The sequence below is a fragment of the Arthrobacter sorbitolis genome (genome assembly GCF_054510995.1).
In genome coordinates this window covers 326,016-351,923 of the sequence record NZ_JBTNDM010000001.1, presented here as the reverse complement: position 1 = coordinate 351,923, position 25,908 = coordinate 326,016, and the positions used below count along the sequence as shown (strand labels likewise).

Here is a 25,908-nt window from a genome sequence, read left to right as displayed (position 1 = left end):
AAATCGGCACCGATGTTCGAGGCGGGCCGGACAGAGGGAGCCTTCGGCGGACGTCTCCTGCTCGACGGCGTCACTCAGGTACTTGCGCTGTTGATCCGTAAGTCCTCCTGTAACCGAGGATCAGGAGTGCCGCCACGAAGCCGCAGATGATTCCGGTGGTCATTGCGGCCCCCTCGGATCGCTCGGGAAGGGAGGAAAAAAAGAAGCCCAGACCTCCGACAGCATTGATGAGAAGAAGAGCAATAGCCGCCAGCCGCGTGTTCTTCGGCATACGATCACCGTAGTACCGCGGTGGGGGTATAGCTCGGAAGCGGGTCCTGCAGCGGGGCAGGTACCGACATGTGTGCAAAGTTGTCGGCTCAGTGAGCCGCGGAGGTCGAATCGCTGTTCACTCGCGTCGCTTCGCCTGCTTCAGCATGACGAATGACCAGCGAGGTCGTGACGAGTGTCGCCGAGAGCAACACGCAGGGAACCAGCAGTGCCAGATAGGTCAGCGTTACCATCACGGCTGCTGGTGCTGCTTCCCAGACCGCGGACAGCGGGGCGGAAATCAGGCTGTCCCCGATCCCGAAGTTCGCGGTGATGATCGGGCCCAGAACGAGCAGCACCACCGCCGCGATACCGAATCTCACGCCGAACTTCATCGCGGACTTCGCCAATGGTGCACCAGACATCTCACTCCCAGGGTCGATGAGCGGTTGGTGCCGGGGCTGCACCTGCTGTGCATCACAGTATGAGCGCCGGAAACAGCGGCATCAATGCCGCCGCGGACTCGGAATCTACCTGTCAGTTGAAGGCCCTGCTCGAAATCGCTCTGCTGGTGTTGGCGTCTCACCAACGTGGGTCGTTGCCGAGGACGGCTTGTCTTCAAGTACTTGAAGTTCCTATCGTTGATGGAGTGAGCGCACCGACCATCCGAAAGACGTACACGATCAAGGAAGCGGCAACCCTGACGGGTCTGCCGGCCAGCACGCTGCGGTATTACGAATCGATCGGCGTGATCACCCGGATCTCCCGCGGCGCGAGCAGCAAGCACCGGGTCTACACGCCGGAGGATCTGGATCTGTTGACCTGGGTCTCCTGCCTGAGCGCGACGGGAATGTCGGTGAGTGACATGCGTCGCTACATCGGGAACGGGGCGCTTGGGGCTGACGCTGCCCCGGAGCAGATCAAGCTGTTGAAGGCCCAGCAGGAACAGCTGGCCGTCGAAGCGAAATCCATCGCCCTGCGGAAACGGTACGTCGCACTGAAGATCGACTACTGGCAGGCCGTCCAGGCCGGAGATGAGTCCAGGGCTGCCCAGCTGTCGGACGAAGCACGCTCCCTGGCCGACGACCTCAAGAAGACCAGGAAGCACTAGGGAATCACGCGCCCCTCCCCGTGCACCGGACGGTTCGCGGGTCCGGCGCGCCCTCACGAAGGAAGGCACGAAGATGAGATACACCCTGGCGACGTCGCCTACATCGAACCCTACGAGGAGCACTGGCACGGCGCCACCGCCGACCGCTTCATGGCCCACATCGCCATCCAGGAAGCGGACGGCCACGGCCAGGTCGTGACGTGGGGCGAGCACCGCACCGCCCAGGACTACGGCCAGCCGGCCGGAACCAGCAACTGAACGCCCCAAGGAGACAACACATGACCACCACAGTTCACGCTTACGCCTCACCCTCCGCCGACGGGGACCTCGCCCCCACCACCATCGAACGCCGTGACGTCGGCCCCCACGATGTCCTGATCGACATCAAGTACGCCGGTATCTGCCACTCCGACATCCACACCGTGCAAGGTGACTGGGGTCCGCAACCCTACCCCCTGGTACCCGGACATGAGATCGCGGGCATCGTCGCCGAAGTCGGTGCCGAGGTGACCCGGCACGCCGTCGGCGATCGCGTCGGCGTCGGCTGCATGGTCAACTCCTGCGGGACGTGCAAGAACTGCACCGCGGGGGACGAGCAGTACTGCGTCAACGGGATGGTCGGCACCTACGGTGCCACCGACCGTGACGGGACCATCACCCAAGGCGGCTACTCCACCCATGTCGTGGTCACCGAGGACTTCGTCCTGAGAATCCCCGAGGGCATCGAGCTCGACGCCGCCGCCCCCCTGCTCTGCGCCGGCATCACCACCTACTCACCCCTGCACCGTTGGGGCGCCGGGCCTGGTAAGAAGGTCGCCGTGATCGGCCTCGGCGGCCTCGGCCACATGGCGGTCAAGATCGCACACGCCATGGGCGCCGACGTCACCGTCCTCTCACAATCCCTCAAGAAACAGGAAGACGGCCTCCGCCTGGGCGCGGACCACTACTACGCCACCAGCGACGAAACCACGTTCACCGACCTGGCCAGCTCCTTCGATCTCATCATCAACACGGTCAGCGCCCGGATCGACATCAGCGCCTTCCTCGGACTCCTGACGGTCGACGGCGCCCTGGTCAACGTCGGCGCGCCCGCCGAGCCACTGCCGGTGAACGCGATGGCGCTCATCGGCGGACGCCGCTCATTCGCCGGCTCCATGATCGGCGGCATCGCCGAAACGCAGGAGATGCTCGACTTCTGCGCCCGGCACGGCATCGGTGCTGAAGTCGAGGTCATCCCTGCCGAGAAGATCAACGACGCCTACGAGCGGGTCCTCTCCTCGGACGTCCGCTACCGCTTCGTCATCGACGCCGCCACCTTCGCCTAGGCGACACAGCCCGGGGCATGTCGAAACCACTCCCACCGCGACCAATCTGGATCGGAACGTGGTGGTAGGGGTGCCCCGGCTCTGCAGGCCCGCCTGCGGCGCCCTCGCCGGGCTCCTTGTGCTTCGGCTCCTCCGAAAAGACGCCGCTTCCCCGGTTCGATGCCTTTGACGTGCACCACGGGAGGCCGGGCGCGGTAGTGCGATGAGCGGCCGGCTCGCGGACAGGCGACTTCGCCCTACCCGATACGATCCGAAGACAACGGTGCAACCAACCTTCGCCCCGCCACCTTCCTTCGTCAGGAGAGAGCAATGTCCTCGTTCGGTGAGGTGCTCGCTCCGCGCCGGTTGGGCATCAGCTTCAGATGGTTGCTCGCGTCCACCTGGACGAGCAACGTCGGTGACGGGATTGCCCTCTCGGCCGCTCCCCTGCTGATCGCGTCGGTGACGTCGTCGCCGCTCCTCGTCGCGTCCGGGGCCATGATGCAGATCCTGCCGTGGCTCCTGTTCGGACTCCTGGCGGGTTCGATCGCCGACCATCACGACCGGCGCCGACTCGTCATGCTGGCGAACGGGGTCCGGGCCGTCATCGTCCTCGGCCTCGTGACCGTTCTCGTGACCGGTCAGGTGAGCATCTGGGTGGTGCTCGTCTCGGCTTTCCTCTACGGAACGGCCGAAGTCTTCGCAGACACGGCCGGCAGCACGTTGCTTCCCATGACGGTGCCCTCGGCCGATCTCGGCGTCGGCAACGCCCGCATGCAGGCCGGATACCTCGTGGCCAACCAACTCGTCGGGCCGCCGCTGGGCGCTTTCCTCTTCGCTGTCGGCTCGTTCTGGCCGTTCACCGTGCAGATTCTCTGCGTGAGCCTCGCCGTCGTCCTCGTCTCGAGGATGGCGAAGACGCCTCCTCCGCAGCAGGACGGCCCTGCCCTCGATCAGGGGATCACACCCCGGCCCATCCGGGAGGGTCTTGCCTGGTTGCATGGCAACGCGCCCGTCCGGACGCTGATCCTCATCATCCTGATCTTCAACGTGACGTGGGCGGCCCCCTGGTCCGTCCTCGTGCTCTACGCCACGGAGTACCTGGGCCTCAGCGCCGTCGGCTACGGCCTGCTCGCGACCTCCGCGGCTCTCGGCGGCCTCGTGGGGATCAGCTGTTTCGGCTGGCTCGAACGTAGGGTCCGCCTGGCGACCATGATGCGGGTCTGCCTCAGCCTCGAGGTGGTGATGCACCTGGGCTTCGCTCTCACGAGGTCGGCGGCACTTGCCTTCATGATCATGTTCGGGTTCGGTGTCTACGCCTTCATCTGGGGCACCATCTCGACGACGGTCCGGCAGCGCCTCGTTCCCCTGTCCCTGCAGGGGCGCATTGCTTCCGTGAACATGGTGGGCGTGTTCGGTGGGCTCGTGATCGGGCAGCTGCTCGGCGGGCTGATCGCCCAGGTGTGGGGGCTGACCGGGCCGTGGTGGTTCGCCTTCGCGGGTTCCGCCATCACCCTGGCCCTCCTCTGGAAGGCCATCTCGAACATCTCCGCAGCGCCGCCCGCCCTCGGGTCAGGGGCACCGACCGCTTAGAGCCAGGGCTGGGAGTTCACCGTGTCGTTGTTGACGAGCACCTCGAAGTGACGGTGGCAGCCGGTCGAGTTCCCCGTGCTGCCGAGAGCCCCCAGCAGCCTCTCCATCGCGTACGTTCGAGCGAGGCGGTTCCCGTGCCACGATGGTCAAGCGGTCGTCACTGCGCGCGTCATATATGAGCTGTACGGATCTTCCGTGTAGGAGCCGAAGGGTGGGCACGGACTGAAGCCGTGCTTGGCATAGAGTGCCCGGGCCGGTGCGAAGAACTCCATGCTCCCGGTCTCCAAGGAGATACGACCGACATGACGTGCTCGGGCATCCGCCAGCACGTGATTCAGCAACTCGGACGCTACTCCCCGCCCCCGCAACTCGGGCTCGGTCCGCATGCTTTTGAGCTCCTCGTGCCCTGGCGCCAGCACCGCTGATGCACATGAGCCCGCTATCCGCCGTCCGTGCCAGGCAACCCAGAGCCTGACGCCCGGTTGTCGCAGGGTCGCCAGGTCCAGCGCGTGCTGGCTCTCCGTCGGAGACTCCGGTGCCATATCGGCCACGTGGGCACGCAGGAAGAGCTCGAGGGCGGGATCCTCGAAGTCTGCGCGTCGGATGGTGAACGTCATGAGACGTAAGCATAGTGACGCCCTCTTTCGTGAGCGTTTCAGGGTCCCGTCAGTGACGTTCTTCGGTGGAGGATGGAGATTCGTCGTACAAGCGAAAGCAGGGCTCCGATGGTCTCGGTGGTGAAACTGATCCGGTCCACGACTCTGTTCAGCGCCGCGCAGTACGCCTACGCCGCCACCACACCAGCAGATGCACGGCTGATCTTCCTCGCAGGGTCTTGCCCCCTTGATCCGGCCGGAGTGACGATCGGTGAAGGAGATTACGCACTTCAGGCGGCACAGTGCATCAAGAACATGAAGGCCGCTCTCCATGACGCTGGAGCCACAGTGGAGGACGTCGTCAGCACCCGCGTGCTCGTGGCATCCTCTGACCGGCGAGACCTCGTCGGCGCCTGGGAAGTCGTACGCCAGGCATTCGGCGATCACGACGTGCCAAGCACTTTGTTGGGCGTGACAGTGCTGGGATACGAGCATCAGCTCGTGGAGATCGAAGCTGTAGCCGCTGTGCGCGACTGATGATCCATGCCGCCGTCCCGCGAACCGATCCCGGACTGCACCTATGTCTTCTCGGCGCCCCAACGTCCGAGCGCGACGACTGCCTCGCGCAAGGCAAGCCCGCGATCGGTCAGGGCGTAAGCCCGGGTGTTGTGCCGGAGGGGCAAGCGGGACAGTACGCCGGCCGCTTCGAGTTCGCGCAGACGGGTCGCGAGCATGTTCGTCGGCACTCCGAGTCCACGCTGTAGATCGCCGTAGCGCTGCGGCCCGTCGAGCAGGCGCTCGACGATGAGTAGGGCCCACCGTGCGCCGACGATGTCGAGAGCCGCGGCGAGGTCGCTCACGCGGTCGGATCGGTGTCCGGCTTCATCCAGAACGGCGAGTAGTGGTAGCCGTCGAGGTCGTCGAACTGGCGCTGGTACATGAACGGGTAGTCGTCGGTGTCACCGATCCGTCCGCCTGCCGACCCGGCGCGCTCGACGAGCTCGTCGACCGCCTCCCGGCTGCCGAGATCGAAGGAGACCGTGACCTTCGAGGGCGTACGGGGTCCGCCGACCAGCTCCTCGGCGCCGCCGACGCCCGCGTACATCTCGTGACTGCCGAGCATGACGTACTGCTCGGGCGCGATCGCGAAGCACGACACGTTGTGATCGGACATCTCGGTATTGAGGGTCCAGCCGAGGGCGGTGTAGAAGGCGGTCGCACGCTCGACGCTGTCAACCGGGCACGTGATGAAGAGGCTCATGCGGCCCATACTTGCAAAATGCAAGTGAGTCGTCAAGCCCCCGGCGACGCGCTCCGACCAGGCCGTGTCCATCGACAGCTTTCGTCCCGGTTGAATCAGTGTCGAACGATCACGTGGCAGAAGATCCGTGACGACGACCTGCGGGCCGGACGGTAGAAGGGTAGAACATACGTATGACACCAACTCCTTTGGTCCTCGGCCCCATGCTGCGGTACGTCGACGAAACCTCGGCAAGTATCTGGGTGGAGGTCGGCACCGCGGCGCGCGTCGCCGTCCGGGCCGCCCGGCGATCCTGGGAAGCACGCACGTTCGCGGTCCACGGCCACCACTACGCGCTCGTCGAGGTGGACGGGCTCGAGCCGGGAAGCGTCACCTCCTACACGGTCGAGATCGACGGACACCAGGTCTGGCCGGACCCCGCATCGGTTCCCGAATTCCCGCCGTCGAGCATTGCGACGCGCACCCCGGGGAAGCCCCTGCGACTGGCCTTCGGATCCTGCCGCACGAGCGTCCCCCACACGAAGGAGGGCACTCGGACCCATGGTGTCGATGCCATGCGTGCGTACGCGCTCAACCGGACGAAGGACGACAGTTCACCGCGGCCGGACCTGATTCTCTTCCTCGGCGACCAGGTGTACGCCGATTCGACCAGCGAGGAGATGCAGCAGTTCATCCGCGGGCGGAGGGACATCAAGGAAGAGCCCGGTGCCGAGCTGAAGGACTACGAGGAGTACGCCCACCTGTACAGCCTGGCCTGGTCCGACAGTGCCAACCGCTGGTTGCTGTCCACCCTCCCCAGTGCCATGATCTTCGACGACCATGACATCCGCGATGACTGGAACGCCTCCACCTCCTGGAAGCAGGAGATGGAGGCCACCTCCTGGTGGCAGGACCGGATCGTCGCGGGGCTGGCGTCGTACTGGGTGTACCAGCACCTCGGCAACCTGTCGCCGGACGGGCGCGCCGAGGACCGCATCTGGCAACGGATCGTCAACCATGACGACGCCGACGAGCTGGACCTGAGCGAGGAGCTCGACGCCTTCGCCGATCGGGCGGACAAGGACCCGGCCAGCTACCGCTGGAGCTACTGCCGCGACTTCGACGACACGCGCCTGATCGTGGTCGACTCCCGCGTGTCCCGCGTGCTGACACCCGATGCGCGGGCACTACTCAACGAGGAGGAGACGGCATGGCTGGATGACCGGATGGTGGGCGGCTTCCGGCACCTGCTGGTGGGAACCTCGCTGCCGTTCCTCCTGCCACTGGGGCTGCATCACATCGAGTCGTGGGACGAGGCCCTCGCACAGGGTGCGTGGGGCGCGCGGGGTGCACGGCTGGGTGAGAAGCTGCGGCAGGGCATGGATCTGGAACACTGGGCCGCCTTCCAGAACAGCTTCCGTGCCGTGGCCCTCATGGCGACGGACGTGGCGGACGGCAACCGGGGCGCGGCACCGGAGACGGTGGCCTTCCTCTCGGGAGACGTCCACTTCTCGTACGTCGCGGAAGTGGACAGGACGTCGGGCAGCCGTATCCTCCAGGTGGTCTGCTCCCCGATCCGGAATCCGCTGCCGTGGCTCCTGCGCTCCTCGACCGCCATCCTCTCCTACGCCGTGGCGGCACCTCTCGGCGCCCTCGCGGCGCGCTCCGTGAAAGTTCCCGACCCGCCGTTCCGCTGGCGGAACACCAGGGGACCGTGGTTCGACAACAACCTGGCCACGCTCGAGGACACCGCGGACGGGCTCACGCTGTCGTGGCAGTCGGGGACGGTGGACGGCGACGACCATCTCCACCCCCGGCTCAGGGAGGTTGCCGCCATGACGGTGCCGCGGCGCGGGCCCGGAAGCGTGCCGGGAGGAGAAGCTGTACCCGAGGCCGCACTCACGACGTCCAAGGGCGTTCGGGCACGGAGAGGGCGGCGCCGGTAGACGCGGCAGGGGTAAGGAGCCGAACGAGGCGGGAACAGCCCTTCGCTCTGGTCCTGGACGCCTGCGGGCCTGTCCGATGCCCGCGCATTGCGGACACGCCGCGGTGCGGAGTGCTCGGTTCACCGCTGCCCGGGCTGCGGGGCGGTGCGACCCTGACCGGCATCTCGGGGCGGGGCCTGAGCGACCGCCGGAGTAGGGGCTGCGTGCATACTTGAGGAGGATGTCGTCCTGCTGAAGCAGTCAGCGGCGGTCCACACGAGAGCCAGGTCGTTCCCCGTTCTCCCCGTCGATAGGCGCCTCATGAACACACGTCTTACGCCCTCCGAGTCCTTCCCCGAGAACCTCGCAGCACTGGAGCTCCCCGAGGTCGAAGTCCTCAACAGCAAGATCCAGCGCGAGCTGTCCCACGAATACGTCACCGCTGGTGAACCGGACGCGGAGACGGAGTCCCGCAACGAGGAACTGACCGAGGAACTCGACCGCCGTGATGCGGACGAAGCCGGCGCACCACCTCCCCTGCTGCATTCCGTCGAATCGTCGGCGCCTACCGGCCCCTCCTCCCGATGACGCTGATGAGGTAGGGATCACCGCGGGCCTCGCGGCGGTTGAAATCCGACGTGATGCGTGAGCAGGATCTCCTGTGAGGTTATGACGCGCCGGCGGACCATCCGCGCAGGAGTGACGCCGTCAGTTCCCTCCTCGCCGGAAGTGGAAGGATCAGCGCATGACCATCACACCGGCCGTCATCGTGTTCGACGTCAATGAGACACTCTCCGATCTGAAGGGCCTCGGCGAGGCTTTCCAAGCAGCCGGCCTGCCGCCGTCCCTTATCCATCCGTGGTTCGCCGGACTACTGCGTGATGGGTTCGCGCTCACCGCGGCCGGTAGCAATCCCGAGTTCGCCGACCTGGCCACAGACAGTCTGCACCGCCTGCTCACGGAGGCCCTGGGACCCGGGGACCACCGGGAGCGGGTCAGGAGCATCATGGGCGTCTTCGTGAGTCTCCCGCTGCATGCCGATGTCGGCCCCGGCATAGCAGCGCTGAGCGGGATCGCCCCGCTGGTGACACTCAGCAATGGAGCGGCAGCCGTGGCGGAGTCCCTCACGGAGCGGGGAGGTGTGAAGGACAGATTCGTCCGGTTCCTCAGCGTGCAGGACGCACCGAGGTGGAAGCCCGCACGGGAGGCCTATGAGTATGCCGCAACGGAGACGGGGCACGACGCCGACCAGCTCCTCCTCGTCGCGGTGCATCCCTGGGACATCCACGGCGCTCACACCGCCGGCCTGCGGACCGCGTGGATCAACCGCACGGGAGGAACCTACCCCGCCTATTTCGCGGCACCTGACCTCGAGGCCGACGATCTCGAAGCCCTCGCGATCAGGCTCGCGTCCTCGTTGGAACGGAAGCCGGCGCACGTCGACGACCAGACGTAGCCGGGCGAGGGCGTGCTGCTGTCCCTCGGATGCCATGGAGGATCCCATCCGAAAGGCAGCACGCTTACGAAACCCACTCGTGTTGGATCCTGCCGGGCCGCGACTCGACCCGCGGCCCGGCTTGAACCGAGACAGGACCAGAGCCTGATGGACATCAACCCCGGAGGAGAGACCTATGACGGAGATCGTCGCGCACCACGGACTGTTCAAGGACACGAACCTGCACGTGGACGACACGGGTGGATCCGGACGTCCCGTGGTCCTAATCCACGGATGGCCGCTGTCCGGCGAGGCCTTCGCCCACCAGGTCCCGGCGCTCCAGGACGCCGGCTACCGGGTCATCACGTATGACCGGCGCGGATTCGGTCGTAGCGACAAGCCCGCACGCGGCTACACCTACGACACGCTGACGGAGGACCTGCACGCCCTGCTCGAGCAGCTCGACCTCATGGACGCCACCCTGGTCGGGTTCTCGATGGGCGGCGGCGAGGTGGCCCGCTACTTCACCAGGTTCGGTCCCGAGCGCATCCGCAGCGTGGTTTTCGCCTCCGCCGTCCCGCCCTATCTGCTGCAGGGTGACGACAACCCGGACGGCCCGCTGACGAAGGACGCCGCCGCCGGCATGACGGCCGACCTGACCAAGGACCAGGAGTCCTTCTACGACGGCTTCACCACGGACTTCTTCTCCGCCCACGGCGAGCTGAAGGTCACCGAGGAACAGCGCCAGGAAGCGCTGGCGCTCTGCCGGCAGGCCGACAAGAAGGCAGCTCTGGCCTGCATGGCCGCCTTCGGCTCCACCGACTTCCGCGCGGACCTGCCCGCCGTCACGGTCCCGGCCCTGATCCTGCACGGCGACGCCGACGCGACCGTCCCCTTCGAGGGCTCGGGTGCGCGCGCCCACGCGGCACTGCCCGGCAGCGAACTCCATGTCATCCCGGGCGGCCCGCACGGCTGCAACGTCAGCCACGCCGACGAATGGAACCGCGCCCTGACCACCTTCCTCACCAGGTAGGCGGGACGCCGGTACCGGCCGTCGACCACGACGCCCGGTACGGCGGTGAGCCGTGAACCTTTCACCTCCCCAAGGACGGAACATGTCTTCAGACTCCCGCGAGAGCATCGAGCACTGGACGACGAGCAGGCTCCTCAGTACGGCGGCGCGCCTGTGGGAGAAGGACGCAGGCCGACAACTGTACGAGGCGGGTCTCACACCTGCCGGCCTCAGCACGCTCCAGGCACTGTCCGATACCGGCATCACCCATCAGGCGGTGCTTGCGCGGAACCTCCGGATCACGCCCCAGACGCTCGGTCGGACCCTGCGCCCCCTCATCGGCGCGGGCTACATCAGCCGGGCGGACCACCGGCCCGGCCAGCGTGGCGTCGGCATGTCACTCACCCCCGCGGGCAGGGCGATCGTCGCCTGCACACCCCTTCCCGAGGCACCCCTGGCGACCATGATCGGCACGGACTACGTCACGGCCCTACGATCGAACCTCATCGAACTCCTCACCACGCTGCGGCCCGAGCCCGCCCGATCCTGAGAGGCCCGCAGCGGCCTCGCCTCGCTCGCCGCGTCAACTCGACCCTCCTAAAGGGAACACCGCATTATGGCCGACTAAAGGGAACACCGCATTATGGCCGACCTGTCCGCCCTCGCCCTTGTCTGCACCCTCACCCCGTCCCCCGACCCGTCCAGCAGTGAGCTCATCGCCCAGCACATCCTCGACGAACTCAGGGACCAGGGAGGGAACACCTCGCTGCTCCGGGTCGTCGACCACGACGTGAAGCGCGGCGTGCTGACCGACATGGGCGGCGGGGACCAGTGGCCGGTCATCCGCAAGCAGATCCTCGCCGCGGACACGATGCAGGGACTCAACGACGTCGGCGTCACCATCCCCGCCCAGGGCGGCACCCACTGGGTCGGGGAAGCCATGCAGACCATCGCTTTCAAAGATCTCGCCCAGGTCCCCGATCCCGTCACGTCCACCAGTGCCGGTCTCGCCCGCCACGGCCTCCACCTCGCCCGCTATCTCACCGGCGAGCAGTACCCCGCCTCCTGACCCGTGATCGCCGAGGTGCGAGCCCGCAGCCGGGCTTGCACCTCGGCGGAGGGGTGAACGAAGCCCTCCGGGTGATTCCGGCCTAGCGGGGATCGGTTCCGTGCTGTGCCTCGAGAACCGCGCGAAGTTTCCTCATCCCGTCGCGGATCCGCGTCTTCGCGGTGGGGGCCGGGATCCCCAGGCGATGGGCCACCTCGTTGTAGGTCAGGTGGGAGAAATAGGCCAAGGAGATGGCTTCGTGCTGCACCGGGGAGAGGACGGTCATGGCGGCCCGCACGTCTGCGGTGTTCTGGCGCTCGAGGACGGTCTCGGTGACCTCGTCGAAGCCGGCGTCCCAGTTGCGTCGCCCCCACTTCTCATCCCGCGCCGCGCTGGTGGTGTCCGTCCGGAGCCGGTCTACAGCCCGACGGTGCGCGAGGGTCATGAGCCAGGACACCGGGTGGCCGAGCTCCGGCCGGTACCTGTCGCCCTGCTCCCATACCATCAGTAACACCTCCTGCGTCACCTCCGCGCAGCTGTCCGGATTCTGCAGCGTCTTCCGCACCACCCCGTACACCCTGCGGGCACACTGCTCGTACAGGGTCTGGAAGGCGTCCGGGTCCTTGGACCCCACGGCGACCAGGACGCCGGCGAGATCCGGCGACCCCGACCCCGACTTCCGTAGCATCCCGGGGACAGCGGCGACGGGACGGTAGGACGTGCCCGGTTGGACCGTGAGCCTGCGGTCGGAGGGAGGCAAGGTGGAGGAGATGGTGGGGCTTCCTGAGTGAGACCGGGACCAGAGCGCTCTCGCCACCGCTCCGAGGGCGACGTGCATCACCCGTTGGCACTGAATGTAATGCGTCCTACTACACCCCGTCCACCGACCACACCGACAGCTGGAGAACACCCGCAGGTATCGGTGCAGCGTCGCCGATCAGTGGCTGGGACGTGCGGCGTCGAAGCTCTCCGGGGCAGGGCGTGCTGGTTTAATGAGTAGGCTCGCTGTCGGACAGGCGATCACTTGCGAGGTCAGGAGAAACGGAGGCAGCACCATGCTCGGACGCCCACAGCGGGCCCTGATGATCCAGGCGATGGCGACGGCAGCGCTGAGTATCGACGACATCACGCACCGCTACCTCGCCGACGGCGGAACGGCCTCCCCCGATGACGTACGGAGCTACCTGAATGGTCTGGTCGATCTGCCGTCACGTGAGAGCGATGTCCTCGCCGACGCCGTGAACCGCCTCGGTCATGGGTCCGGAGCCCTCCCGGTTCCGTGCGTAGCGCACGACGCCCCCGACGGTTCCTCCGAACGATCACGGCTCGCCCTCGGAGCCGCCGGCGCGTTCCTGCTGTCCGAGACCGAACAGGAACAGGCCCGAGTCGACGCCGTCGCCCGCACGCACCTGCTCGACACGGCCCCCGAGGAACGATTCGACCGCATCACCCGTGACGCGCAGCGCCGGTTCCAGGTCAGTACCGCGATCGTCACCCTCATCGACGACGAACGGCAGTTCCTGAAATCCGTGATCGGCCCGGTGGAGCAGAACATGCCCAGAGCCCGGTCCTTCTGCAACACCACCATCCGGACCCCGGACCCACTCGTCGTCCGCGACACCTTCAACGATGAGCACCTCAGATGGAGCCCCCTCGTTCTCGGGGAGCCCTTCATCCGCTTCTACGCCGGGTTCCCCCTTCGGGACCCTAATGGATGGATCGTCGGCACACTGTGCGTCATCGACCAGCACACGCGTGCCTTCTCACGAGCCGACGACCGTTCCCTCCGCCACCTCGCCGCCATCACCGAACACGAACTCGCCGCCTGACTTCCACGCATCACGGCTCGATTGGGTCCCGGGGGAACTCGCCGTCGGCAGGGAGCAGCCCCGGTCGGCAAGGCTCCACCCGGCTCGATTCGCACCGTCGTCGGTGGCAAGCCGCGGTTCAGGTAGTCCTTCGGAAGTGTGTCCACGTGTGACGTGGCCCCCACGTGCTCCGTGCCGGCGCACCTAGTCTCTGAAGCAGGCCCCTTCGGGTTCTTCGGATGAACAGGGAGATCGTCGTGTCGAATGCCAGCATCGAGGTACAGGTAGCGCAGTTCAATCACGGTTTCGAGGCGCAGATCGGACCGGTCCTGGCGGCCACGTTCGCACAGGAGCAGGCAGACCTGGTCTCGGTCGGCACTCCCGACAGCGTGATCGCGGTCGGGGAGGACCTGCCCGATGCGACGCTGTTGACTCCGAAGAACCAGCCCGTACACCTCTCGGAGTTCCTGGACGGCAGCCCCGCCGTCCTGGTGTTCTACCGGGGTGCGTGGTGCCCCTACTGCAACATCACCCTCAAGACCTACCAGCGGGAGCTCCTGCCCGCGCTCACCGAGCAGGGCGTGAAGCTTGTCGCCGTGAGCCCGCAAACCCCCGAGGGAAGCGAGGCCGCAGCTCAAGCGGGCGAGCTCGGCTTCGAAGTTCTCTCCGACCCCACGAACCGACTCGCCACGTCCTTGGGGATCGTCACCGAACCGAGTGCGGAAGCGCGGAGTGCCCACGCAGAGCTTGGCTTCGACGTATCCGACAGCAATGCCGATGGCACCGCCCGCATCCCCTTCCCCACCGTCCTCGTCGTGGACCGGAAAGGAACGGTCCACTTCGTCGATGTGCACACCGACTACACCACGCGCACCGAAGTCGCCGACATCATCGAGGCAGTTCATCTTCTGCACTGATGCAGTCACCCGTTGAATCGCGTCACTCCTCCCGGTAAGGAATCGGAACAGGGTGCTGATTCCGATCGTCCCCTGCTCAGCGCGACGTCGGGCATAGGGTGACAGCGACGGAAGGCTGGTATGTGTTCTCTGCACCCTGAGGCGGACGGTCGCTTCGCCGAGCCACTGGCTGCATCGCTCGATCGCACGGGCAACCTGGTCACCTCCGTCGTACCGCCGGGCTATCAGCGCTACGTGCGCGTCCTCAATCCGGTCGATCTCGGAAACGGCTCAGTTCTCAGGTGGTCGGACATCGTGGAACGCAGCGGGCTGGAGACGAGCCCGTGGATGCAGTGGGACGAGCTGAAGTCCCGACCCGACGCTGCGCTACCCGACGACGAGGCACAACCAGCGATGGGAAATCCCCACCCCAGTCTCGCAAAGGCCCTGATCCGCGAGCTCCACGTCGACGACCGTCGCCACTACTTCGCTAGTTGGACCGGATACGCCGAAGAAGACGCCCGGCCAACCGTCATGTTCTCCCCGTACGGACGCGAGATGGTTCTGTATTCGGGCACCCTCATCGATGAGCAGGGCGGCCCTGTCGTACCCGTCACCATGACGGGCCGCGTCCCCATGTACTGGTGGCCGGGGAACCTCCGGTGGTGTGTCGGACAGGACGTCTACGCGCGAAGCCTCATCGTCGGCTGTGACCTGGCCACGGCCGGCCGGCTCCTGACAGCGCCGGGCCTGGACTCCTACCTGATCCGCGCATCGCAGCTGGTTCCGTCCGAGGACTTCTGACGACTCCGCGAGGCGGCCGAAGAACACCTCACCGAACGGTCCAAGGCTGCGGGGTCAGCTCCGAGTCGGTGTGTGCTTGCTGTCACGCGTCTCGGGGACTGCCTGCCGAGCCAGGGGCAATCCGAGGGTGCACGCCAGCGAGGTGATGAGGAGGGCTGCCAGGCCCAGCACCATCACGCCGACTCCACCGATATCTCCGTAGGATCCTTCCGCCGATCTAGACGAGAACAGGTAGATCCCGTTGGCGACCAGCAACGGGATGCTGGCGATCACCAGGAGTACCGCTCCGAGTTTCAGGAGGTCTGGACGTCATCGTCGCCGGCTCGTCGCCAAGGGACCGTACCTGGTCACCGTCACACCGCAGGCCGTCGGGCACGACGTCGGCGGGCTCGGGCTCATGCTGTTGGGCGTGGTGACCCTTTCGTCACCTCGGTGGTCGTCAGTGTCGCCCTTCCTGCCGCACACCCCGTCGGCGCCGCGAGTGCACGAGGACGGATTCCACCGGATGCCGAAGCCGATGAGGGTCCATTCTGCAGCGTGCCGAAGACCTCAAGCATTTCCGGACATCAGGTGCGAGACCGGCTCGGGGGCACTTGACCGTAGGATGGAGTGCTCGTGATGCGATGACCGCGTTGCCCGATCCGAACAGGAATCCGTCGTGCCGACACTGCGTGCTACCCGATCCACCATGGCCCGTGCCCTGTCCACGACTGCAGCACTGCTTGTCCTGACCGGTTGCTCGTTCGCCGATCCACGACCCGATACCGGGCAACCCGCCCCGGAATCACAGGCGAGTTCGGCTCCCTCCGGCGAGCAGGCCACCGGCGCAGCCGCCGACACCGTCGACGACGCCTGTGCTCGTATCCTCGACATGGTGCGTACGGCGCCCGAACAGCTCGGCACGGACCCGCTGGGACTGCTGCTCCAGATCGACGAGATCGCCAGAACAGCCCCGCCGGAGCTGGCCGGCCAGATCACCGAGCTTCGGGATGCCGTCGAGCGCTTCCGGCAGGGCGACGAATCACTGATCGGCGTGGTGCGCACAGCGCGGCAGCTGCAGGAGCGCTGCTCGGCCTGATGTATCAGCCGTCCGCTCCGGCGTGGTGAAAGTTATCCATCCGCTCCCAAGCTGGTTGACTGCAGGGTGAGGCTCGTACCATCGCCTGTCGAACGGCTGCAGGGGGCAGCGGTGAGTCTCGGTGGACCTGTGGTGCTCGTTCTCCTGCTGGTCCGGCTGATCATGATCGCCGTGGTGGGACCTGCCCTGTACGCGTCCGTCGGACTGGGCGTGAAGCACGGACTCCGGTCCTACTACGCAGACGCCGGCTGCCGTCCCGACGACCCAGGCATTGAAGACGATCGGGGCCAGAATTGAATGAGTATGCGGGATCCGAGGGGGCTTTCTTCTGGTTCGCGGTAGCTGTGATCAACGCCGGCCTGGCCGAGCAGAAGAACCGATCCCGCTTCGCCTGGTTCCTCATCTCGCTGTTCCTCGGCCCGTTCGCCACCATCTTGATCGTCATGATGGGACCGCCGCAGCCCATGGCTCCGCCACGATCGCCCCGAGGCCGCCGGTACAGGCCCTGACCCGCACACGACAGCCGGACCGGTCAACCGGGGCCCGCCTGACAGCAACGGACGGACCGGGAGACTGTCGTCGAGCAGTGGACCATGGACGCTTCTCACGGGGTAAGGCAGGATGCTTCCATTGATGCGGAGGCCCGGATGGATGAGCTCGACCAGTTGCTTGCCGGTGGACGCACGGCATACGAGCGCGGCGACTGGCAGGGTGCCCATCAGCAGCTGGAGGACGCACGGGCACGATCGGAGCTTTCCTCCGAGGACCTGAACCTGCTCGGCAGCGCCGCGTGGTGGGTCGGACGGATCAGGCAATCGCTGGAGATCTCCGAGACGATCTACCACCGGCTGCACCACGCCGGCGACGCGCTCGGCGCCGCCAGGAAAGCCCTCGACGTCGCCCTGGTCTGGTTCATCCGCGGCGACCTGGTGATCGCATCCGGCTGGGTCAGCCGGGCCCGACGGATCCTGCAGGACCTCCCCGAAGGACTGGAGCACGGCTACCTGCTCTATCTGGAGGCGGCGCTCGCGCTCGACGTCCGCGATCTCCGCCCGACGCGGCAGGCCGCAGCCGGACTGCAGGAACTGGGCCGGCGCCTGAGGGCTCCAGCCCTGACGGCGTTCTCGCTGGTGCTCGCCGGCCTGGCGGACGTGCGCAGCGGCCGCACCGCGGCGGGGTTCGCCCAACTGGACGAGGCGATGCTGCCGGTCCTCGCCGGTCGGCTGCCGCCGGAATGGGCCGGAGAGATCTACTGCATCGTGATCCACGCCTGCTACGACGTCCACGACCTGCACCGGATGAGGGCCTGGACCCATGCCACGGAGCAGTGGTGCGAGCAGTTCTCCGGTGACGTGGTCTACTCGGGCATCTGCCGCATCCACCGGCTGCAACTCTCCAGTATCGAGGGGCACTGGGAGGCCGCGGAGAACGCCATCGAGAGAAGCGGTGCCGAGCTCGTGGGCCGCAACAACTGGGTTGCGGGCGAGGCGTTCTACCAGCTCGGCGAGCTCCGCCGGCTCCGGGGGGACACCACCGGTGCCCGGACGGCCTACGAGCGGGCGCGCAGCCTCGGGACCGATCCACAGCCCGGGGAGTCGCTGCTCCAGCATGCGGCCGGGGAGGAGGAGGCCGCATGGTCCGGCGTGAGCGCGGCGCTGGCCGGGCGGGACCGGCTGGCCAGCGCCCGCCTGCTGCAGGCCGCCGTCGACATCGCCCTCGCGAGGGGGCTCCAGGAGGACGCCGAACGGCTCTGCAGCCAACTGGAGGAGACCGCCGTCGCCTTCGACACCGCCGGCCTCCGCGCCTGGGCCGGCCACGCCCGGGCCGCCGTGTTGATCGCCCGGTCGAGGTACGCCGAGGCCATGCCCGTCCTGCAGGCTGCAGCTCGCGAGTACCGCGGGATGCATGCCCGCTACGAGACCGCCAGGGTCCACGAACTCCTCGCCCAGGCGCACAGGGGGATGGGCCAGGCCGGTGCCGCCTCGTCGGACTCCGCGACGGCCCTGACCATCTACCGTCGACTCGGCGCGCTGCCCGACGTCCGCCGGCTCGACGGCGGGCCGCTACCCGGCGGGCTCACCCAGCGCGAGGTGGAGGTGCTCGCGCTCGTCGCCGCGGGAGCCAGTAACAGGTCCGCAGCCGAGACCCTGTTCATCAGCCAGAAGACGGTCGGCCGGCACCTCGCCAACATCTTCGCGAAGATCGGCACCTCGTCGCGGACCGCCGCTGCGGCCTGGGCCCACGACCACGGCGTACTCCCCCGCCGCTGACCGCCGCGGGCGTCACGTCCCCGGAAGGAAGAGGGAGGCGGGTACATCGTTCGCCCCACAGGCTCCCCGCAGAGGACGCATCGTTCGCCCGATGCCGGGCAGCGGCCGGATTCCTAGAGTCGTATCAACCGGGCAGACAGGAGCCCGTCGCCACCAGGAAGAGAACATCATGACCGTCAACCAGGAGACATCGCTCGAGGAGCTCGCCGTCGGGGCGCTCGATACCTCGGGATTCGACACAGCCGAAACCACTGCCGAGGAATTCGACGCCGAGGCCGCAGCGGCCCTCGCCGGACGCTTCGTGGGCATCCTCAACGACGCGGCGATCGCCGTGTTGACGAGCATCGGCCACCAGACCGGACTCTTCGAGACGCTGGCGACGCTGCCTCCGGCGACGAGTGAGCAGATCGCTGACGCCGGGGACCTCGACGAGCGCTACGTCCGCGAATGGCTGGGAGGCATGACCGCAGCGCGAGTGATCCGCTACGACCCCGCCGCAGGGACCTACCTGCTCCCCCGCGAGCACGCCGCGGTACTCACGAGTGCCGCGGGTCCCAACAACCTCGCCATCCTCATGCAGCACACGTCCATGATGGGCGAGATGGAGCAGCAGGTCATCGAGCGTTTCCGGCGGGGTGGCGGGCTGTCCTACGAGGACTACCCCCACTTCCACCGGAACATGGCCGAGACCAGCGCCGCGGTGCACGATCTCGCGCTGGTGGACGGCATCCTCCCCCTGGTCCCGGAACTGCCGGGACGGCTCAGGGCCGGGATCGACGTCGCCGACATCGGCTGCGGCAGCGGACACGCCGTTAATCTCATGGCACAGGCCTTCCCTGCCAGCCGCTTCACCGGCTATGACTTCTCCGACGCCGCCATCCGCGCTGCCCGCGCCGAGGCCGAGCGGATGGGGTTGGCCAACGCGGCATTCGAGGTGCTCGACGTCACCGACCTGGACATCGAGGCCGGCTTCGACGCGGTCACCGCCTTCGATGCGATCCACGACCAGGCCCACCCGGCGGCGGTCCTCCGGAACATCGAGCGTGCCCTGCGGCCGGGTGGGACGTTCCTGATGGTGGACATCAAGGCGTCCAGCAACGTCGAGGACAACATCGCCCTCCCCTGGGGCAGTTACCTCTACGCGATCTCGACCGTCCACTGCATGAGCGTGTCGCTCGGGCTCGGCGGCGACGGCCTGGGGACGGTCTGGGGCGAGCAGCTCGCGCTGTCGATGCTCAGCGATGCCGGCTTCGGCGACGTCGAATCGAAGGGCATCGACTCCGACCCGTTCAACGCCTACTTCATCGCCAGGAAGTAGGCGGGGGTCAGGGTGGACCGGCAGCCGGTTGCCAGGCGTCAGAGCACGTCGAGGGCATCGAGCCGGATGTGCACGGGCTCGCCCGTCCGCCGGGCGGACAGCGCCGCGCGGCGTGCCCGCAGCTGGGCCGTGACGCCCGCAGCCGCCCGGTACGGGAAGAACAGCAGGACCCGGTGGCTGCCCTGCCCGGCCAGCGCATCTCCGGAGGATGCGGGCACGGCTCCCCTCGCGGCTCCGGCAGCAGCGCGCGCCGCGAGCACCGCCTCCCGCCGGATGTCCGGGGGGACGGGTGCCGGGCCGACGACGCGCGCGACGCCCTCCGTCTGCACGCCCTCGAGGAAGTGCGCGAGGGCTTCGCGGGTACCGGTGAGCACCGCGTACCGGACGACCGGAGGCAGCCCGAGCTCCTGCCGCTCCGCAAGCTCCCGTGAGGCGGCTCCGGCCGGATCCCACCGGACGAGGTGCCCCACCGCGACGTCGTCGTCGCCGGTGATCACGACCGTTCCGCCGGCCGTCGAGGGACGTGCGAGGACCGCGGCGGAGAACCAGCGGCGCAGGGCGTCCTCGCCGGCGCGCAGCGACTCCCGGCTGAGCAGGGCGTTGCCGTCGAGCAGGATGACGGCGGCGTACCCTCCCGGCGCCACCGGCTCGGCGCCCGGTGTGGCCACGACGACGGCGGGGACGTCCCGCACGGCGTCGACGATGTGCTCGCCCGCCGAGGAGATGACCGGCACCCCGGGGAACGCCCTTCCCAGTTCCTCCGCGGTGCGCGTTGCTCCCGCCACCGTGGCGCGGATACGGACTCCCCCGCATTCCCCGCAGGACCAGGAGGTCTCGGGGCGTCCGCACCACCGGCATGCGAGGGGAGCGGAACGCCCGGGCTGGGCGAGCGGCCCGGCGCACGCGGAACACCGTGCCGGGTGGCGGCACCGGTCGCAGGCGAGCGCCGGGGAGAAACCGGTGCGCGCGACCTGCAGCAGCACGGGGCCGTGCTTCAGGCCCGCCTGCGCGGCCGACCAGGCGGCGTGCGGGATCCGGGCCTGTGCAGCCAGCGGGTCGCGCTCCATCTGGTAGGCGTCGGCGGCGTGGATGACGCGGGGGGTGCAGCGGCGCACCTCGCCCCGGTCGGCCTGGACGGCGTGCGCCCAGCCCGTGTCGACGAGGCGCTGGGCCTCCGTGGTCCGCCCGACGGAGGAGAGCAGCATCGCCGTCCCCTCGTGCTCGGCCCGCAGCAGCAGCACGTCCCGGACGTGCTGGTACGGGGCGCGCTGTTCGATGTGCTGGTCGTCGCCGTCGTCCCACAGGCAGACCAGGCCGAGGTTCCGCACGGGCGCGTAGGCGGCCGACCGGGTGCCGACGGCGACGGTCGCCGTGCCGTGGAGGAGGCGCAGGAAGTTGCGGTACCTCGGAGTCGCGCCGTCCTCCCCCGTCAACCGCGCGACGGCGGACGCGCCGAGCCGGGCGACGAGGGCCTCCTCCACGCGTGCGAGGTCCCGCTGGTCGGGGACGACGACGACGGACCCGCGCCCGGAGGCGGCGGTGGCCGCCACGGCGTCGGCGATCTCCTCGGTCCATGCGGCGGGCCCGTACCCGCCGAGGCTCGTGAGGACGGCGCGCGGCGACTCCCCCGCCCGGAGGTGCTGCAGGTAGGTCCGTCCGTTGACGTAGCGGCCGAAGCCACCGGAGGACCGCGGTTCCACGTGGACGGGGAGCGCGGGTTCCAGTGCGTCGTCCGGGACCGGGTCCGGCGTCTCCCTGCCGGCGGGGAACTCCGTCTCGACGCGGGCCATGCGCGGCGGGACGGCGGACCGCAGGACGTCGCTCACGGTGCCGACGGACCGTGCGGCGACGGCGGTCGCGAGGGCCAGGATCTCGGGCGTGAGCACCTGCTGGGAGGAGACGACCTTGCCGAGTGGCAGGAGCGTGGCGGTCGTGCTGGCCTCGTCGACCCGTTCGGCCAGGAACGCGGCCTGCTCACGACCGGCGAACCGGACCTTCACGCGGACCCCGGGCTGCGCCTCGGCATCCATCTCTGCCGGCACCGCGTAGTCGAAGAACCGGTCGAGATGCGGCAGCTGGGCGTCGAGGACGACCCGCGCGACGGGAAGGGACGACGCCCGCTCGGGGTCGGCCAGGGGCAGCTTGGCGGGGCCGAAGCCGTGCAGGAGCGACAGCTGCCCCTCGGTACCCGGGGCGGGTGTCGTAGCGGGGCGTGTCGTCTCCGTCATGATGCTGCGGCGGGCGACCCGTGCCGCCCGCCATTCCCTCCCGCCTCAGGCGTTGAAGTAGCTCCGCAGCTTGTCCACACGATCCTTGCGCTCCCAGGTGAAGTCGTCCTCCTCGCGGCCGAAGTGGCCGTGCGCCGCCGTCCGCTGGTAGATCGGGCGCTTGAGGTCGAGTGCGTTGATGATGCCGAGGGGGCGCAGGTCGAAGAGCTCGTGGATCGCAGTGCCGATCGCCTGCGGGTCGACGGTCTCGGTGCCGAACGTCTCGACGTAGATCCCGACGGGCTGCGCCATGCCGATCGCGTAGGCGATCTGGATCTCCGCCCGGCGGGCGAGCCCGGCCGCGACGACGTTCTTGGCGACCCAGCGCATGGCGTACGCCGCCGACCGGTCCACCTTCGAGGGGTCCTTGCCGCTGAAGGCTCCGCCTCCGTGCCGCGCCATGCCGCCATAGGTGTCGACGATGATCTTGCGTCCGGTGAGGCCGGCGTCGCCCACGGGTCCGCCGATGATGAAGGCGCCGCCCGGGTTGAGGATGTGCCGGACGTTCGAGGCGTCGAGCTCGGACTCCGCGAGGACCGGGGTGATCACGTGCTCGACGAGGTCGGCGCGCAGCTCGTCGAGGGAGACGTCCGCCGCGTGCTGGGACGAGATGACGACGGAGTCGATGGTCACCGGCCGGTCCCCGTCGTACCCGATGGTGACCTGCGTCTTGCCGTCCGGGCGCAGGTACGGGAGGGTGCCGTCCTTGCGGACGGCGGTGAGGCGCTCGGACAGGCGGTGGGACAGCCAGATGGGCGTGGGCATGAGCACCGACGTCTCATCGCTCGCGTAGCCGAACATGATGCCCTGGTCCCCCGCGCCCTGGGCGTCGTACGGGTCGACGCTGGTGCCCTCGCGGGTCTCGAGGGAGGTGAAGACACCGGAGGCGATCTCCGCGCTCTGCTGGCCGATGGACACCGAGACGCCACAGCGGGCGCCGTCGAAGCCGTTGGCCGAGGAGTCGTAGCCGATGCCGAGGATGGTCTTGCGGACGATGTCGGGGATCTCCACGTACGCCTCGGTGGTGACCTCACCCGCCACATGGACCAGACCGGTGGTGACGAGGGTCTCCACGGCCACGCGGGAGTCGGGATCCTGCTCGAGCAGGCCGTCGAGGATCGCGTCGCTGATCTGGTCGCAGATCTTGTCCGGATGACCCTCGGTGACCGACTCCGACGTGAAGAGGCGCAGGGGGGAATCAGGGCTGGGTGAATTCACGTGCCCACTCTACTTGGTCGGAGGGACGGTCCCGCCCGGGTGCTACGCGCCGCGACGCTGCCGCGCCGGCTGCCGTCGGCCCGTCCGGCGGGGGCGGTCAGCGGGCCAGCAGGGTCGCCGCGTGACCGATGACGGCGTCCGCGACAGCGCGCTTGGTGCCGCGCACGGCAGCCGATTCACTGCCGTCGGCGTCGAGGATGGTGACCTCGTTCGAGTCCGCCCCGAAGACCAGGTCGGAGCCAACGACGTTGAGCACGAGGAAATCGCATCCCTTCCGTGCCAGCTTCGCGCGGGCATGGGTGAGGGGGGCGGCCGTCGCGTCGCCCGTCTCGGCGGCGAACCCGGCGATGACCAGAGGCCCGTCCCGTCCGTCCCGGCCGAGCAGGGCCTCCCGGGCGAGGACGGCCTCGCGGAGGACGTCGGGGTTCCGGACGAGCGTGATCACCGGGTCGGTGCCGTCGTCGTTCTTCTTGATCTTGGTGGCGACCGTCTCGGCGGGACGGAAGTCGGCCACGGCGGCCGCCATGACGAGCACGTCCGTGGCGGGCAGCGCCTCGAGGACGGCGTCCCGCAGCTGGAGTGCCGATTCGACGCGGACGACGTCGCACCCGCGGGGCGGGGCGACCTCCGCGTGGGCGAGGACGAGGGTCACGAGGGCCCCCTGGGCGAGGGCTGCCTCGGCCAGGGCCATGCCCTGCTTGCCGGACGACCGGTTGCCGAGGAACCGCACCGGGTCGAGCGCTTCCCGCGTGCCGCCGACGGAGATGGTGACGCGCCTGCCCTGCAGGGCGCCGTCGCCGTCGGCGCGGCGGTCGGCGTCCAGGGCCGCGGCGAAGATGTCGGCGGGCTCGGGGAGCCGGCCGGGCCCCGAGTCCGCGCCCGTGAGGCGGCCGGATGCAGGCTCGATCACGGTGATGCCGCGGGAGCGGAGGAGCTCGACGTTCGCGCGGGTGGCGGGGTGCTGCCACATCTCGGTGTGCATCGCGGGAGCCATGACCACGGGGCCGCGTGCCATGAGGAGGGTCCCGGTCAGGAGGTCGTCGGCCAGGCCGGCGGCCGCGCGGGCGAGGACGTCGGCGGTGGCCGGCGCGACGACGACGAGGTCGGCCTCGTGGCCGAGGCGCACGTGGTTCACCTTGTCGACGTCGTCCCAGACGCTGTTGCTGACGGGATGGCCGGACAGGGCCTCCCAGGTCGCCGTCCCGACGAAGCGCGTGGCGGCCTCGGTGGGGATAACCGTGACGTCGTGGCCGGATTCCGTGAAAAGGCGGAGGAGGGATGCTGCCTTGTAGGCTGCTATCCCTCCTCCGACCCCGAGTACTATGCGCACCGGTGAGCTATCGCCGACTGGGTGATATCGGGCGTGCTACTCGGACTGTTCCATGGGAGCGGACACGAGCATGCCCTCGTTGATCTCGCGCAGGGCGATGGAGAGCGGCTTCTCGTTGAGCTTCGTGTCCACGAGCGGGCCGACGTACTCGAACAGGCCCTCGTGGAGCTGCGAGTAGTACGCGTTGATCTGGCGGGCACGCTTGGCGCCGTAGATCACGAGGGCGTACTTCGAGTCCGCGACCTCCAGGAGGGAGTCGATCGGCGGGTTGATGATGCCTTCGGGCTGAGATGACACAGATTCTCCAAAAATTAGGCGGAACGGCTGGTGCGGGGCCTCTCAGCGCTGCAGCGGACGCAGTCCCATCAGTGATACGAGCTCGTCTGCCGCATGCTCCACGCTGTCGTTGACGACGGTGTGGTTGAATTCCGGCTCGGCGGCAAGTTCCAGTTTAGCGGTTTCCAGCCGTTGCTGCTGTTCGTCCGGTGTTTCGGTGCCGCGGCCCACGAGCCGGCGCACCATCTCGTCCCAGGTGGGCGGTGCGAGGAACACGAAAGTCGCCTCCGGCATGCTCTCCTTGACCTGGCGCGCGCCCTGCAGGTCGATCTCCAGCAGGACGGTCCGGCCCTCGTCCATCGCCGCCTGCACGGTGCGCCGGAGCGTGCCGTACCGGTTCCGACCGTGGACCACGGCCCACTCCAGCAGCTGCCCGTCGGCGACGAGCTGGTCGAACTCGTCGGAGGAGACGAAGAAGTAGTGCACCCCGTCCACCTCGCCGGGACGGGGCGGGCGGGTGGTCGCCGAGACGGAGAGCCACACCTCGGGGTAGTTGTCCCGGATGTAGGTCGAGACTGTCCCCTTGCCGACCGCGGTGGGACCGGCAAGGACTGTCAGCCGGGGCTGTGACACTACTGCTTCCTTACTTGCCGGCCGGGCCGGCGTGATGTTGTTCGAGGTACAGGACCAGGGCCTTGCGCTGATGGATGCCGAGGCCGCGTACGCGGCGCGTGGCGGCGATGCCGACCTCCGCCATGATGGCTGCCGCCCGCACGTCGCCGACGCCGGGCAGTGCCTTGAGGAGATCCAGGACCTTCAGGCGGCCCACGGCGTCGTCGCCGTCCGGGTTGTCGATGACCTCCGCAACGGAAAGCTTACCGGTCTTGAGCCGGGACTTGATGTCCGCCCGGACCGCACGCGCCGCCGTCGCCTTCCCGCGTGCCAGGGTTCGTTCGTCGTCCGTCAGTGGCTTCAGGCTCACGCGTGCTCCCTGCGCTGGACGGCACCACGGATGGCGGCGACCACTCGTCGTCTCGCTCGGTCAAGGGTCTCCCCGGAAACGGGGTTCGGGCTGGAACCGAACCTACCGGGCGCAGCCCTCCGAAATCAATGCACGCGGTGCGGGGCCG

Annotated in this window: 32 protein-coding genes; 18 read left to right on the top strand and 14 right to left on the bottom strand. The window is 68.2% G+C overall.

All coding sequences use genetic code 11. The features are described 5' to 3' along the window. Window positions 1-70: 70 nt before the first annotated feature. Together ACX80K_RS01715 and ACX80K_RS01710 are read right to left on the bottom strand one after the other, a co-directional pair. A complete protein-coding gene (locus ACX80K_RS01715) occupies window positions 71-271 on the bottom strand; it encodes a hypothetical protein (protein ID WP_459270140.1) in 201 nt (66 codons plus the stop codon). A gap of 88 nt (window positions 272-359) precedes the next feature. Continuing rightward, window positions 360-674: a hypothetical protein gene (locus tag ACX80K_RS01710; RefSeq protein ID WP_459270139.1), complete on the bottom strand. Its 315-nt coding sequence runs from the start codon at window positions 672-674 to the stop codon at window positions 360-362. Between the two features lie 224 nt (window positions 675-898). Here ACX80K_RS01710 and ACX80K_RS01705 point away from each other — a divergent pair, with 224 nt between their 5' ends. The 3 genes from ACX80K_RS01705 (at window position 899) to ACX80K_RS01695 (ending at window position 4,257) form a co-directional block, all read left to right on the top strand. Then, window positions 899-1,360: a MerR family transcriptional regulator gene (locus tag ACX80K_RS01705; protein WP_459270138.1), complete on the top strand. Its 462-nt coding sequence runs from the start codon at window positions 899-901 to the stop codon at window positions 1,358-1,360. A 278-nt stretch (window positions 1,361-1,638) separates the two neighbouring features. Next, the gene (locus ACX80K_RS01700; RefSeq protein WP_459270137.1) at window positions 1,639-2,685 is read left to right on the top strand and encodes an NAD(P)-dependent alcohol dehydrogenase; all 1,047 of its coding nucleotides are present in this window, start codon (window positions 1,639-1,641) and stop codon (window positions 2,683-2,685) included. Window positions 2,686-2,994: 309 nt separating this feature from the next. Then, on the top strand, window positions 2,995-4,257 hold the full coding sequence (locus ACX80K_RS01695) for an MFS transporter (RefSeq protein WP_459270136.1): 1,263 nt from the start codon (window positions 2,995-2,997) through the stop codon (window positions 4,255-4,257). On the opposite strand, the gene ACX80K_RS01690 is transcribed toward ACX80K_RS01695, so the two are convergent. Then, window positions 4,254-4,364: a M23 family metallopeptidase gene (locus ACX80K_RS01690; RefSeq protein ID WP_459270135.1), complete on the bottom strand. Its 111-nt coding sequence runs from the start codon at window positions 4,362-4,364 to the stop codon at window positions 4,254-4,256. The two genes, ACX80K_RS01695 and ACX80K_RS01690, sit on opposite strands and share 4 nt — an antisense overlap. 39 nt (window positions 4,365-4,403) lie before the next feature. Then, window positions 4,404-4,799: a GNAT family N-acetyltransferase gene (locus ACX80K_RS01685; RefSeq protein ID WP_459270662.1), complete on the bottom strand. Its 396-nt coding sequence runs from the start codon at window positions 4,797-4,799 to the stop codon at window positions 4,404-4,406. A 183-nt stretch (window positions 4,800-4,982) separates the two neighbouring features. Here ACX80K_RS01685 and ACX80K_RS01680 point away from each other — a divergent pair, with 183 nt between their 5' ends. Further along, the gene (locus ACX80K_RS01680) at window positions 4,983-5,390 is read left to right on the top strand and encodes a RidA family protein (RefSeq protein WP_459270134.1); all 408 of its coding nucleotides are present in this window, start codon (window positions 4,983-4,985) and stop codon (window positions 5,388-5,390) included. A 41-nt stretch (window positions 5,391-5,431) separates the two neighbouring features. Here the strand turns inward: ACX80K_RS01680 and ACX80K_RS01675 are convergent, their stop codons facing one another. Both ACX80K_RS01675 and ACX80K_RS01670 read right to left on the bottom strand, forming a co-directional pair. Then, entirely contained in the window at window positions 5,432-5,713 is a 282-nt protein-coding gene (locus ACX80K_RS01675) for a winged helix-turn-helix transcriptional regulator (protein ID WP_459270133.1), read from the bottom strand. Continuing rightward, a complete protein-coding gene (locus ACX80K_RS01670; protein WP_459270132.1) occupies window positions 5,710-6,114 on the bottom strand; it encodes a VOC family protein in 405 nt (134 codons plus the stop codon). The genes ACX80K_RS01675 and ACX80K_RS01670 overlap by 4 nt, the downstream gene beginning before the upstream one ends. A gap of 173 nt (window positions 6,115-6,287) precedes the next feature. On the opposite strand from ACX80K_RS01670, the gene ACX80K_RS01665 reads away from it, so the two are divergent. The 6 genes from ACX80K_RS01665 (at window position 6,288) to ACX80K_RS01640 (ending at window position 11,534) form a co-directional block, all read left to right on the top strand. Next, on the top strand, window positions 6,288-8,039 hold the full coding sequence (locus ACX80K_RS01665) for an alkaline phosphatase D family protein (protein ID WP_459270131.1): 1,752 nt from the start codon (window positions 6,288-6,290) through the stop codon (window positions 8,037-8,039). A gap of 300 nt (window positions 8,040-8,339) precedes the next feature. Beyond that, window positions 8,340-8,606, top strand: a complete 267-nt coding sequence (locus tag ACX80K_RS01660) for a hypothetical protein (RefSeq protein WP_459270130.1) — start codon at window positions 8,340-8,342, stop codon at window positions 8,604-8,606. Window positions 8,607-8,763: 157 nt separating this feature from the next. Continuing rightward, window positions 8,764-9,474, top strand: a complete 711-nt coding sequence (locus ACX80K_RS01655) for a haloacid dehalogenase type II (protein WP_459270129.1) — start codon at window positions 8,764-8,766, stop codon at window positions 9,472-9,474. 175 nt (window positions 9,475-9,649) lie between these two features. Beyond that, window positions 9,650-10,486 carry an alpha/beta fold hydrolase gene (locus ACX80K_RS01650; RefSeq protein WP_459270128.1) on the top strand — a complete coding sequence of 279 codons (837 nt, stop codon included), beginning with the start codon at window positions 9,650-9,652 and terminating at the stop codon, window positions 10,484-10,486. Between the two features lie 82 nt (window positions 10,487-10,568). After that, a complete protein-coding gene (locus ACX80K_RS01645) occupies window positions 10,569-11,015 on the top strand; it encodes a MarR family winged helix-turn-helix transcriptional regulator (RefSeq protein WP_459270127.1) in 447 nt (148 codons plus the stop codon). 93 nt (window positions 11,016-11,108) lie between these two features. After that, window positions 11,109-11,534: a hypothetical protein gene (locus ACX80K_RS01640; protein ID WP_459270126.1), complete on the top strand. Its 426-nt coding sequence runs from the start codon at window positions 11,109-11,111 to the stop codon at window positions 11,532-11,534. Between the two features lie 82 nt (window positions 11,535-11,616). Here the strand turns inward: ACX80K_RS01640 and ACX80K_RS01635 are convergent, their stop codons facing one another. Continuing rightward, complete coding sequence (locus ACX80K_RS01635; RefSeq protein ID WP_459270125.1) at window positions 11,617-12,201, bottom strand: sigma-70 family RNA polymerase sigma factor; 585 nt, start codon at window positions 12,199-12,201, stop codon at window positions 11,617-11,619. Between the two features lie 367 nt (window positions 12,202-12,568). Here ACX80K_RS01635 and ACX80K_RS01630 point away from each other — a divergent pair, with 367 nt between their 5' ends. From ACX80K_RS01630 to ACX80K_RS01620, 3 genes are all read left to right on the top strand, one after another. Continuing rightward, on the top strand, window positions 12,569-13,342 hold the full coding sequence (locus ACX80K_RS01630; RefSeq protein ID WP_459270124.1) for a GAF domain-containing protein: 774 nt from the start codon (window positions 12,569-12,571) through the stop codon (window positions 13,340-13,342). Window positions 13,343-13,578: 236 nt separating this feature from the next. Further along, complete coding sequence (locus ACX80K_RS01625; RefSeq protein WP_459270123.1) at window positions 13,579-14,238, top strand: peroxiredoxin-like family protein; 660 nt, start codon at window positions 13,579-13,581, stop codon at window positions 14,236-14,238. Between the two features lie 120 nt (window positions 14,239-14,358). Then, window positions 14,359-15,021: a hypothetical protein gene (locus ACX80K_RS01620; protein ID WP_459270122.1), complete on the top strand. Its 663-nt coding sequence runs from the start codon at window positions 14,359-14,361 to the stop codon at window positions 15,019-15,021. Window positions 15,022-15,075: 54 nt separating this feature from the next. Here ACX80K_RS01620 and ACX80K_RS01615 read toward each other — a convergent pair whose 3' ends face one another. Then, a complete protein-coding gene (locus tag ACX80K_RS01615) occupies window positions 15,076-15,294 on the bottom strand; it encodes a hypothetical protein (protein ID WP_459270121.1) in 219 nt (72 codons plus the stop codon). A 385-nt stretch (window positions 15,295-15,679) separates the two neighbouring features. Between ACX80K_RS01615 and ACX80K_RS01610 the strand changes: the two genes are divergently transcribed. From ACX80K_RS01610 to ACX80K_RS01590, 5 genes are all read left to right on the top strand, one after another. Beyond that, on the top strand, window positions 15,680-16,099 hold the full coding sequence (locus ACX80K_RS01610) for a hypothetical protein (protein WP_459270120.1): 420 nt from the start codon (window positions 15,680-15,682) through the stop codon (window positions 16,097-16,099). A 132-nt stretch (window positions 16,100-16,231) separates the two neighbouring features. Continuing rightward, window positions 16,232-16,396 carry a hypothetical protein gene (locus ACX80K_RS01605; RefSeq protein WP_459270119.1) on the top strand — a complete coding sequence of 55 codons (165 nt, stop codon included), beginning with the start codon at window positions 16,232-16,234 and terminating at the stop codon, window positions 16,394-16,396. Continuing rightward, window positions 16,393-16,608, top strand: a complete 216-nt coding sequence (locus ACX80K_RS01600) for a hypothetical protein (protein WP_459270118.1) — start codon at window positions 16,393-16,395, stop codon at window positions 16,606-16,608. Before ACX80K_RS01605 ends, ACX80K_RS01600 begins: the two co-directional genes overlap by 4 nt. Before the next feature lie 138 nt (window positions 16,609-16,746). Continuing rightward, window positions 16,747-18,369, top strand: coding sequence for a LuxR C-terminal-related transcriptional regulator (locus tag ACX80K_RS01595; protein WP_459270117.1), 1,623 nt, complete (start codon window positions 16,747-16,749; stop codon window positions 18,367-18,369). Between the two features lie 169 nt (window positions 18,370-18,538). After that, on the top strand, window positions 18,539-19,687 hold the full coding sequence (locus ACX80K_RS01590; protein ID WP_459270116.1) for a class I SAM-dependent methyltransferase: 1,149 nt from the start codon (window positions 18,539-18,541) through the stop codon (window positions 19,685-19,687). 38 nt (window positions 19,688-19,725) lie between these two features. Here the strand turns inward: ACX80K_RS01590 and ACX80K_RS01585 are convergent, their stop codons facing one another. From ACX80K_RS01585 to mihF, 6 genes are all read right to left on the bottom strand, one after another. Then, window positions 19,726-21,915, bottom strand: a complete 2,190-nt coding sequence (locus ACX80K_RS01585; RefSeq protein WP_459270115.1) for a primosomal protein N' — start codon at window positions 21,913-21,915, stop codon at window positions 19,726-19,728. A gap of 45 nt (window positions 21,916-21,960) precedes the next feature. Then, entirely contained in the window at window positions 21,961-23,172 is a 1,212-nt protein-coding gene (gene metK / locus ACX80K_RS01580; protein WP_459270114.1) for a methionine adenosyltransferase, read from the bottom strand. Between the two features lie 97 nt (window positions 23,173-23,269). Further along, window positions 23,270-24,502 carry a bifunctional phosphopantothenoylcysteine decarboxylase/phosphopantothenate--cysteine ligase CoaBC gene (gene coaBC, locus ACX80K_RS01575; RefSeq protein ID WP_459270113.1) on the bottom strand — a complete coding sequence of 411 codons (1,233 nt, stop codon included), beginning with the start codon at window positions 24,500-24,502 and terminating at the stop codon, window positions 23,270-23,272. Window positions 24,503-24,538: 36 nt separating this feature from the next. Further along, a complete protein-coding gene (gene rpoZ / locus ACX80K_RS01570; RefSeq protein ID WP_104181737.1) occupies window positions 24,539-24,799 on the bottom strand; it encodes a DNA-directed RNA polymerase subunit omega in 261 nt (86 codons plus the stop codon). A gap of 42 nt (window positions 24,800-24,841) precedes the next feature. Next, window positions 24,842-25,411: a guanylate kinase gene (gmk, locus tag ACX80K_RS01565; RefSeq protein WP_459270112.1), complete on the bottom strand. Its 570-nt coding sequence runs from the start codon at window positions 25,409-25,411 to the stop codon at window positions 24,842-24,844. A gap of 10 nt (window positions 25,412-25,421) precedes the next feature. Further along, window positions 25,422-25,760, bottom strand: a complete 339-nt coding sequence (gene mihF, locus ACX80K_RS01560) for an integration host factor, actinobacterial type (RefSeq protein WP_459270111.1) — start codon at window positions 25,758-25,760, stop codon at window positions 25,422-25,424. Window positions 25,761-25,908: the final 148 nt, after the last annotated feature.

Coding starts and splice junctions, on each gene's coding strand:
- ACX80K_RS01655 (WP_459270129.1), top strand. CDS start 8,764: ATGACCATCACACCGGCCGTCATCGTGTTCGACGTCAATGAGACACTC.
- ACX80K_RS01635 (WP_459270125.1), bottom strand. CDS start 12,201: ATGCTACGGAAGTCGGGGTCGGGGTCGCCGGATCTCGCCGGCGTCCTG.
- ACX80K_RS01650 (WP_459270128.1), top strand. CDS start 9,650: ATGACGGAGATCGTCGCGCACCACGGACTGTTCAAGGACACGAACCTG.
- ACX80K_RS01630 (WP_459270124.1), top strand. CDS start 12,569: ATGCTCGGACGCCCACAGCGGGCCCTGATGATCCAGGCGATGGCGACG.
- ACX80K_RS01685 (WP_459270662.1), bottom strand. CDS start 4,799: ATGGCACCGGAGTCTCCGACGGAGAGCCAGCACGCGCTGGACCTGGCG.
- ACX80K_RS01645 (WP_459270127.1), top strand. CDS start 10,569: ATGTCTTCAGACTCCCGCGAGAGCATCGAGCACTGGACGACGAGCAGG.
- ACX80K_RS01665 (WP_459270131.1), top strand. CDS start 6,288: ATGACACCAACTCCTTTGGTCCTCGGCCCCATGCTGCGGTACGTCGAC.
- ACX80K_RS01640 (WP_459270126.1), top strand. CDS start 11,109: ATGGCCGACCTGTCCGCCCTCGCCCTTGTCTGCACCCTCACCCCGTCC.
- ACX80K_RS01715 (WP_459270140.1), bottom strand. CDS start 271: ATGCCGAAGAACACGCGGCTGGCGGCTATTGCTCTTCTTCTCATCAAT.
- ACX80K_RS01620 (WP_459270122.1), top strand. CDS start 14,359: ATGTGTTCTCTGCACCCTGAGGCGGACGGTCGCTTCGCCGAGCCACTG.
- ACX80K_RS01585 (WP_459270115.1), bottom strand. CDS start 21,915: ATGACGGAGACGACACGCCCCGCTACGACACCCGCCCCGGGTACCGAG.
- ACX80K_RS01590 (WP_459270116.1), top strand. CDS start 18,539: ATGACCGTCAACCAGGAGACATCGCTCGAGGAGCTCGCCGTCGGGGCG.
- ACX80K_RS01670 (WP_459270132.1), bottom strand. CDS start 6,114: ATGAGCCTCTTCATCACGTGCCCGGTTGACAGCGTCGAGCGTGCGACC.
- ACX80K_RS01690 (WP_459270135.1), bottom strand. CDS start 4,364: ATGGAGAGGCTGCTGGGGGCTCTCGGCAGCACGGGGAACTCGACCGGC.
- ACX80K_RS01710 (WP_459270139.1), bottom strand. CDS start 674: ATGTCTGGTGCACCATTGGCGAAGTCCGCGATGAAGTTCGGCGTGAGA.
- ACX80K_RS01660 (WP_459270130.1), top strand. CDS start 8,340: ATGAACACACGTCTTACGCCCTCCGAGTCCTTCCCCGAGAACCTCGCA.
- ACX80K_RS01595 (WP_459270117.1), top strand. CDS start 16,747: ATGGATGAGCTCGACCAGTTGCTTGCCGGTGGACGCACGGCATACGAG.
- ACX80K_RS01695 (WP_459270136.1), top strand. CDS start 2,995: ATGTCCTCGTTCGGTGAGGTGCTCGCTCCGCGCCGGTTGGGCATCAGC.
- ACX80K_RS01700 (WP_459270137.1), top strand. CDS start 1,639: ATGACCACCACAGTTCACGCTTACGCCTCACCCTCCGCCGACGGGGAC.
- ACX80K_RS01680 (WP_459270134.1), top strand. CDS start 4,983: ATGGTCTCGGTGGTGAAACTGATCCGGTCCACGACTCTGTTCAGCGCC.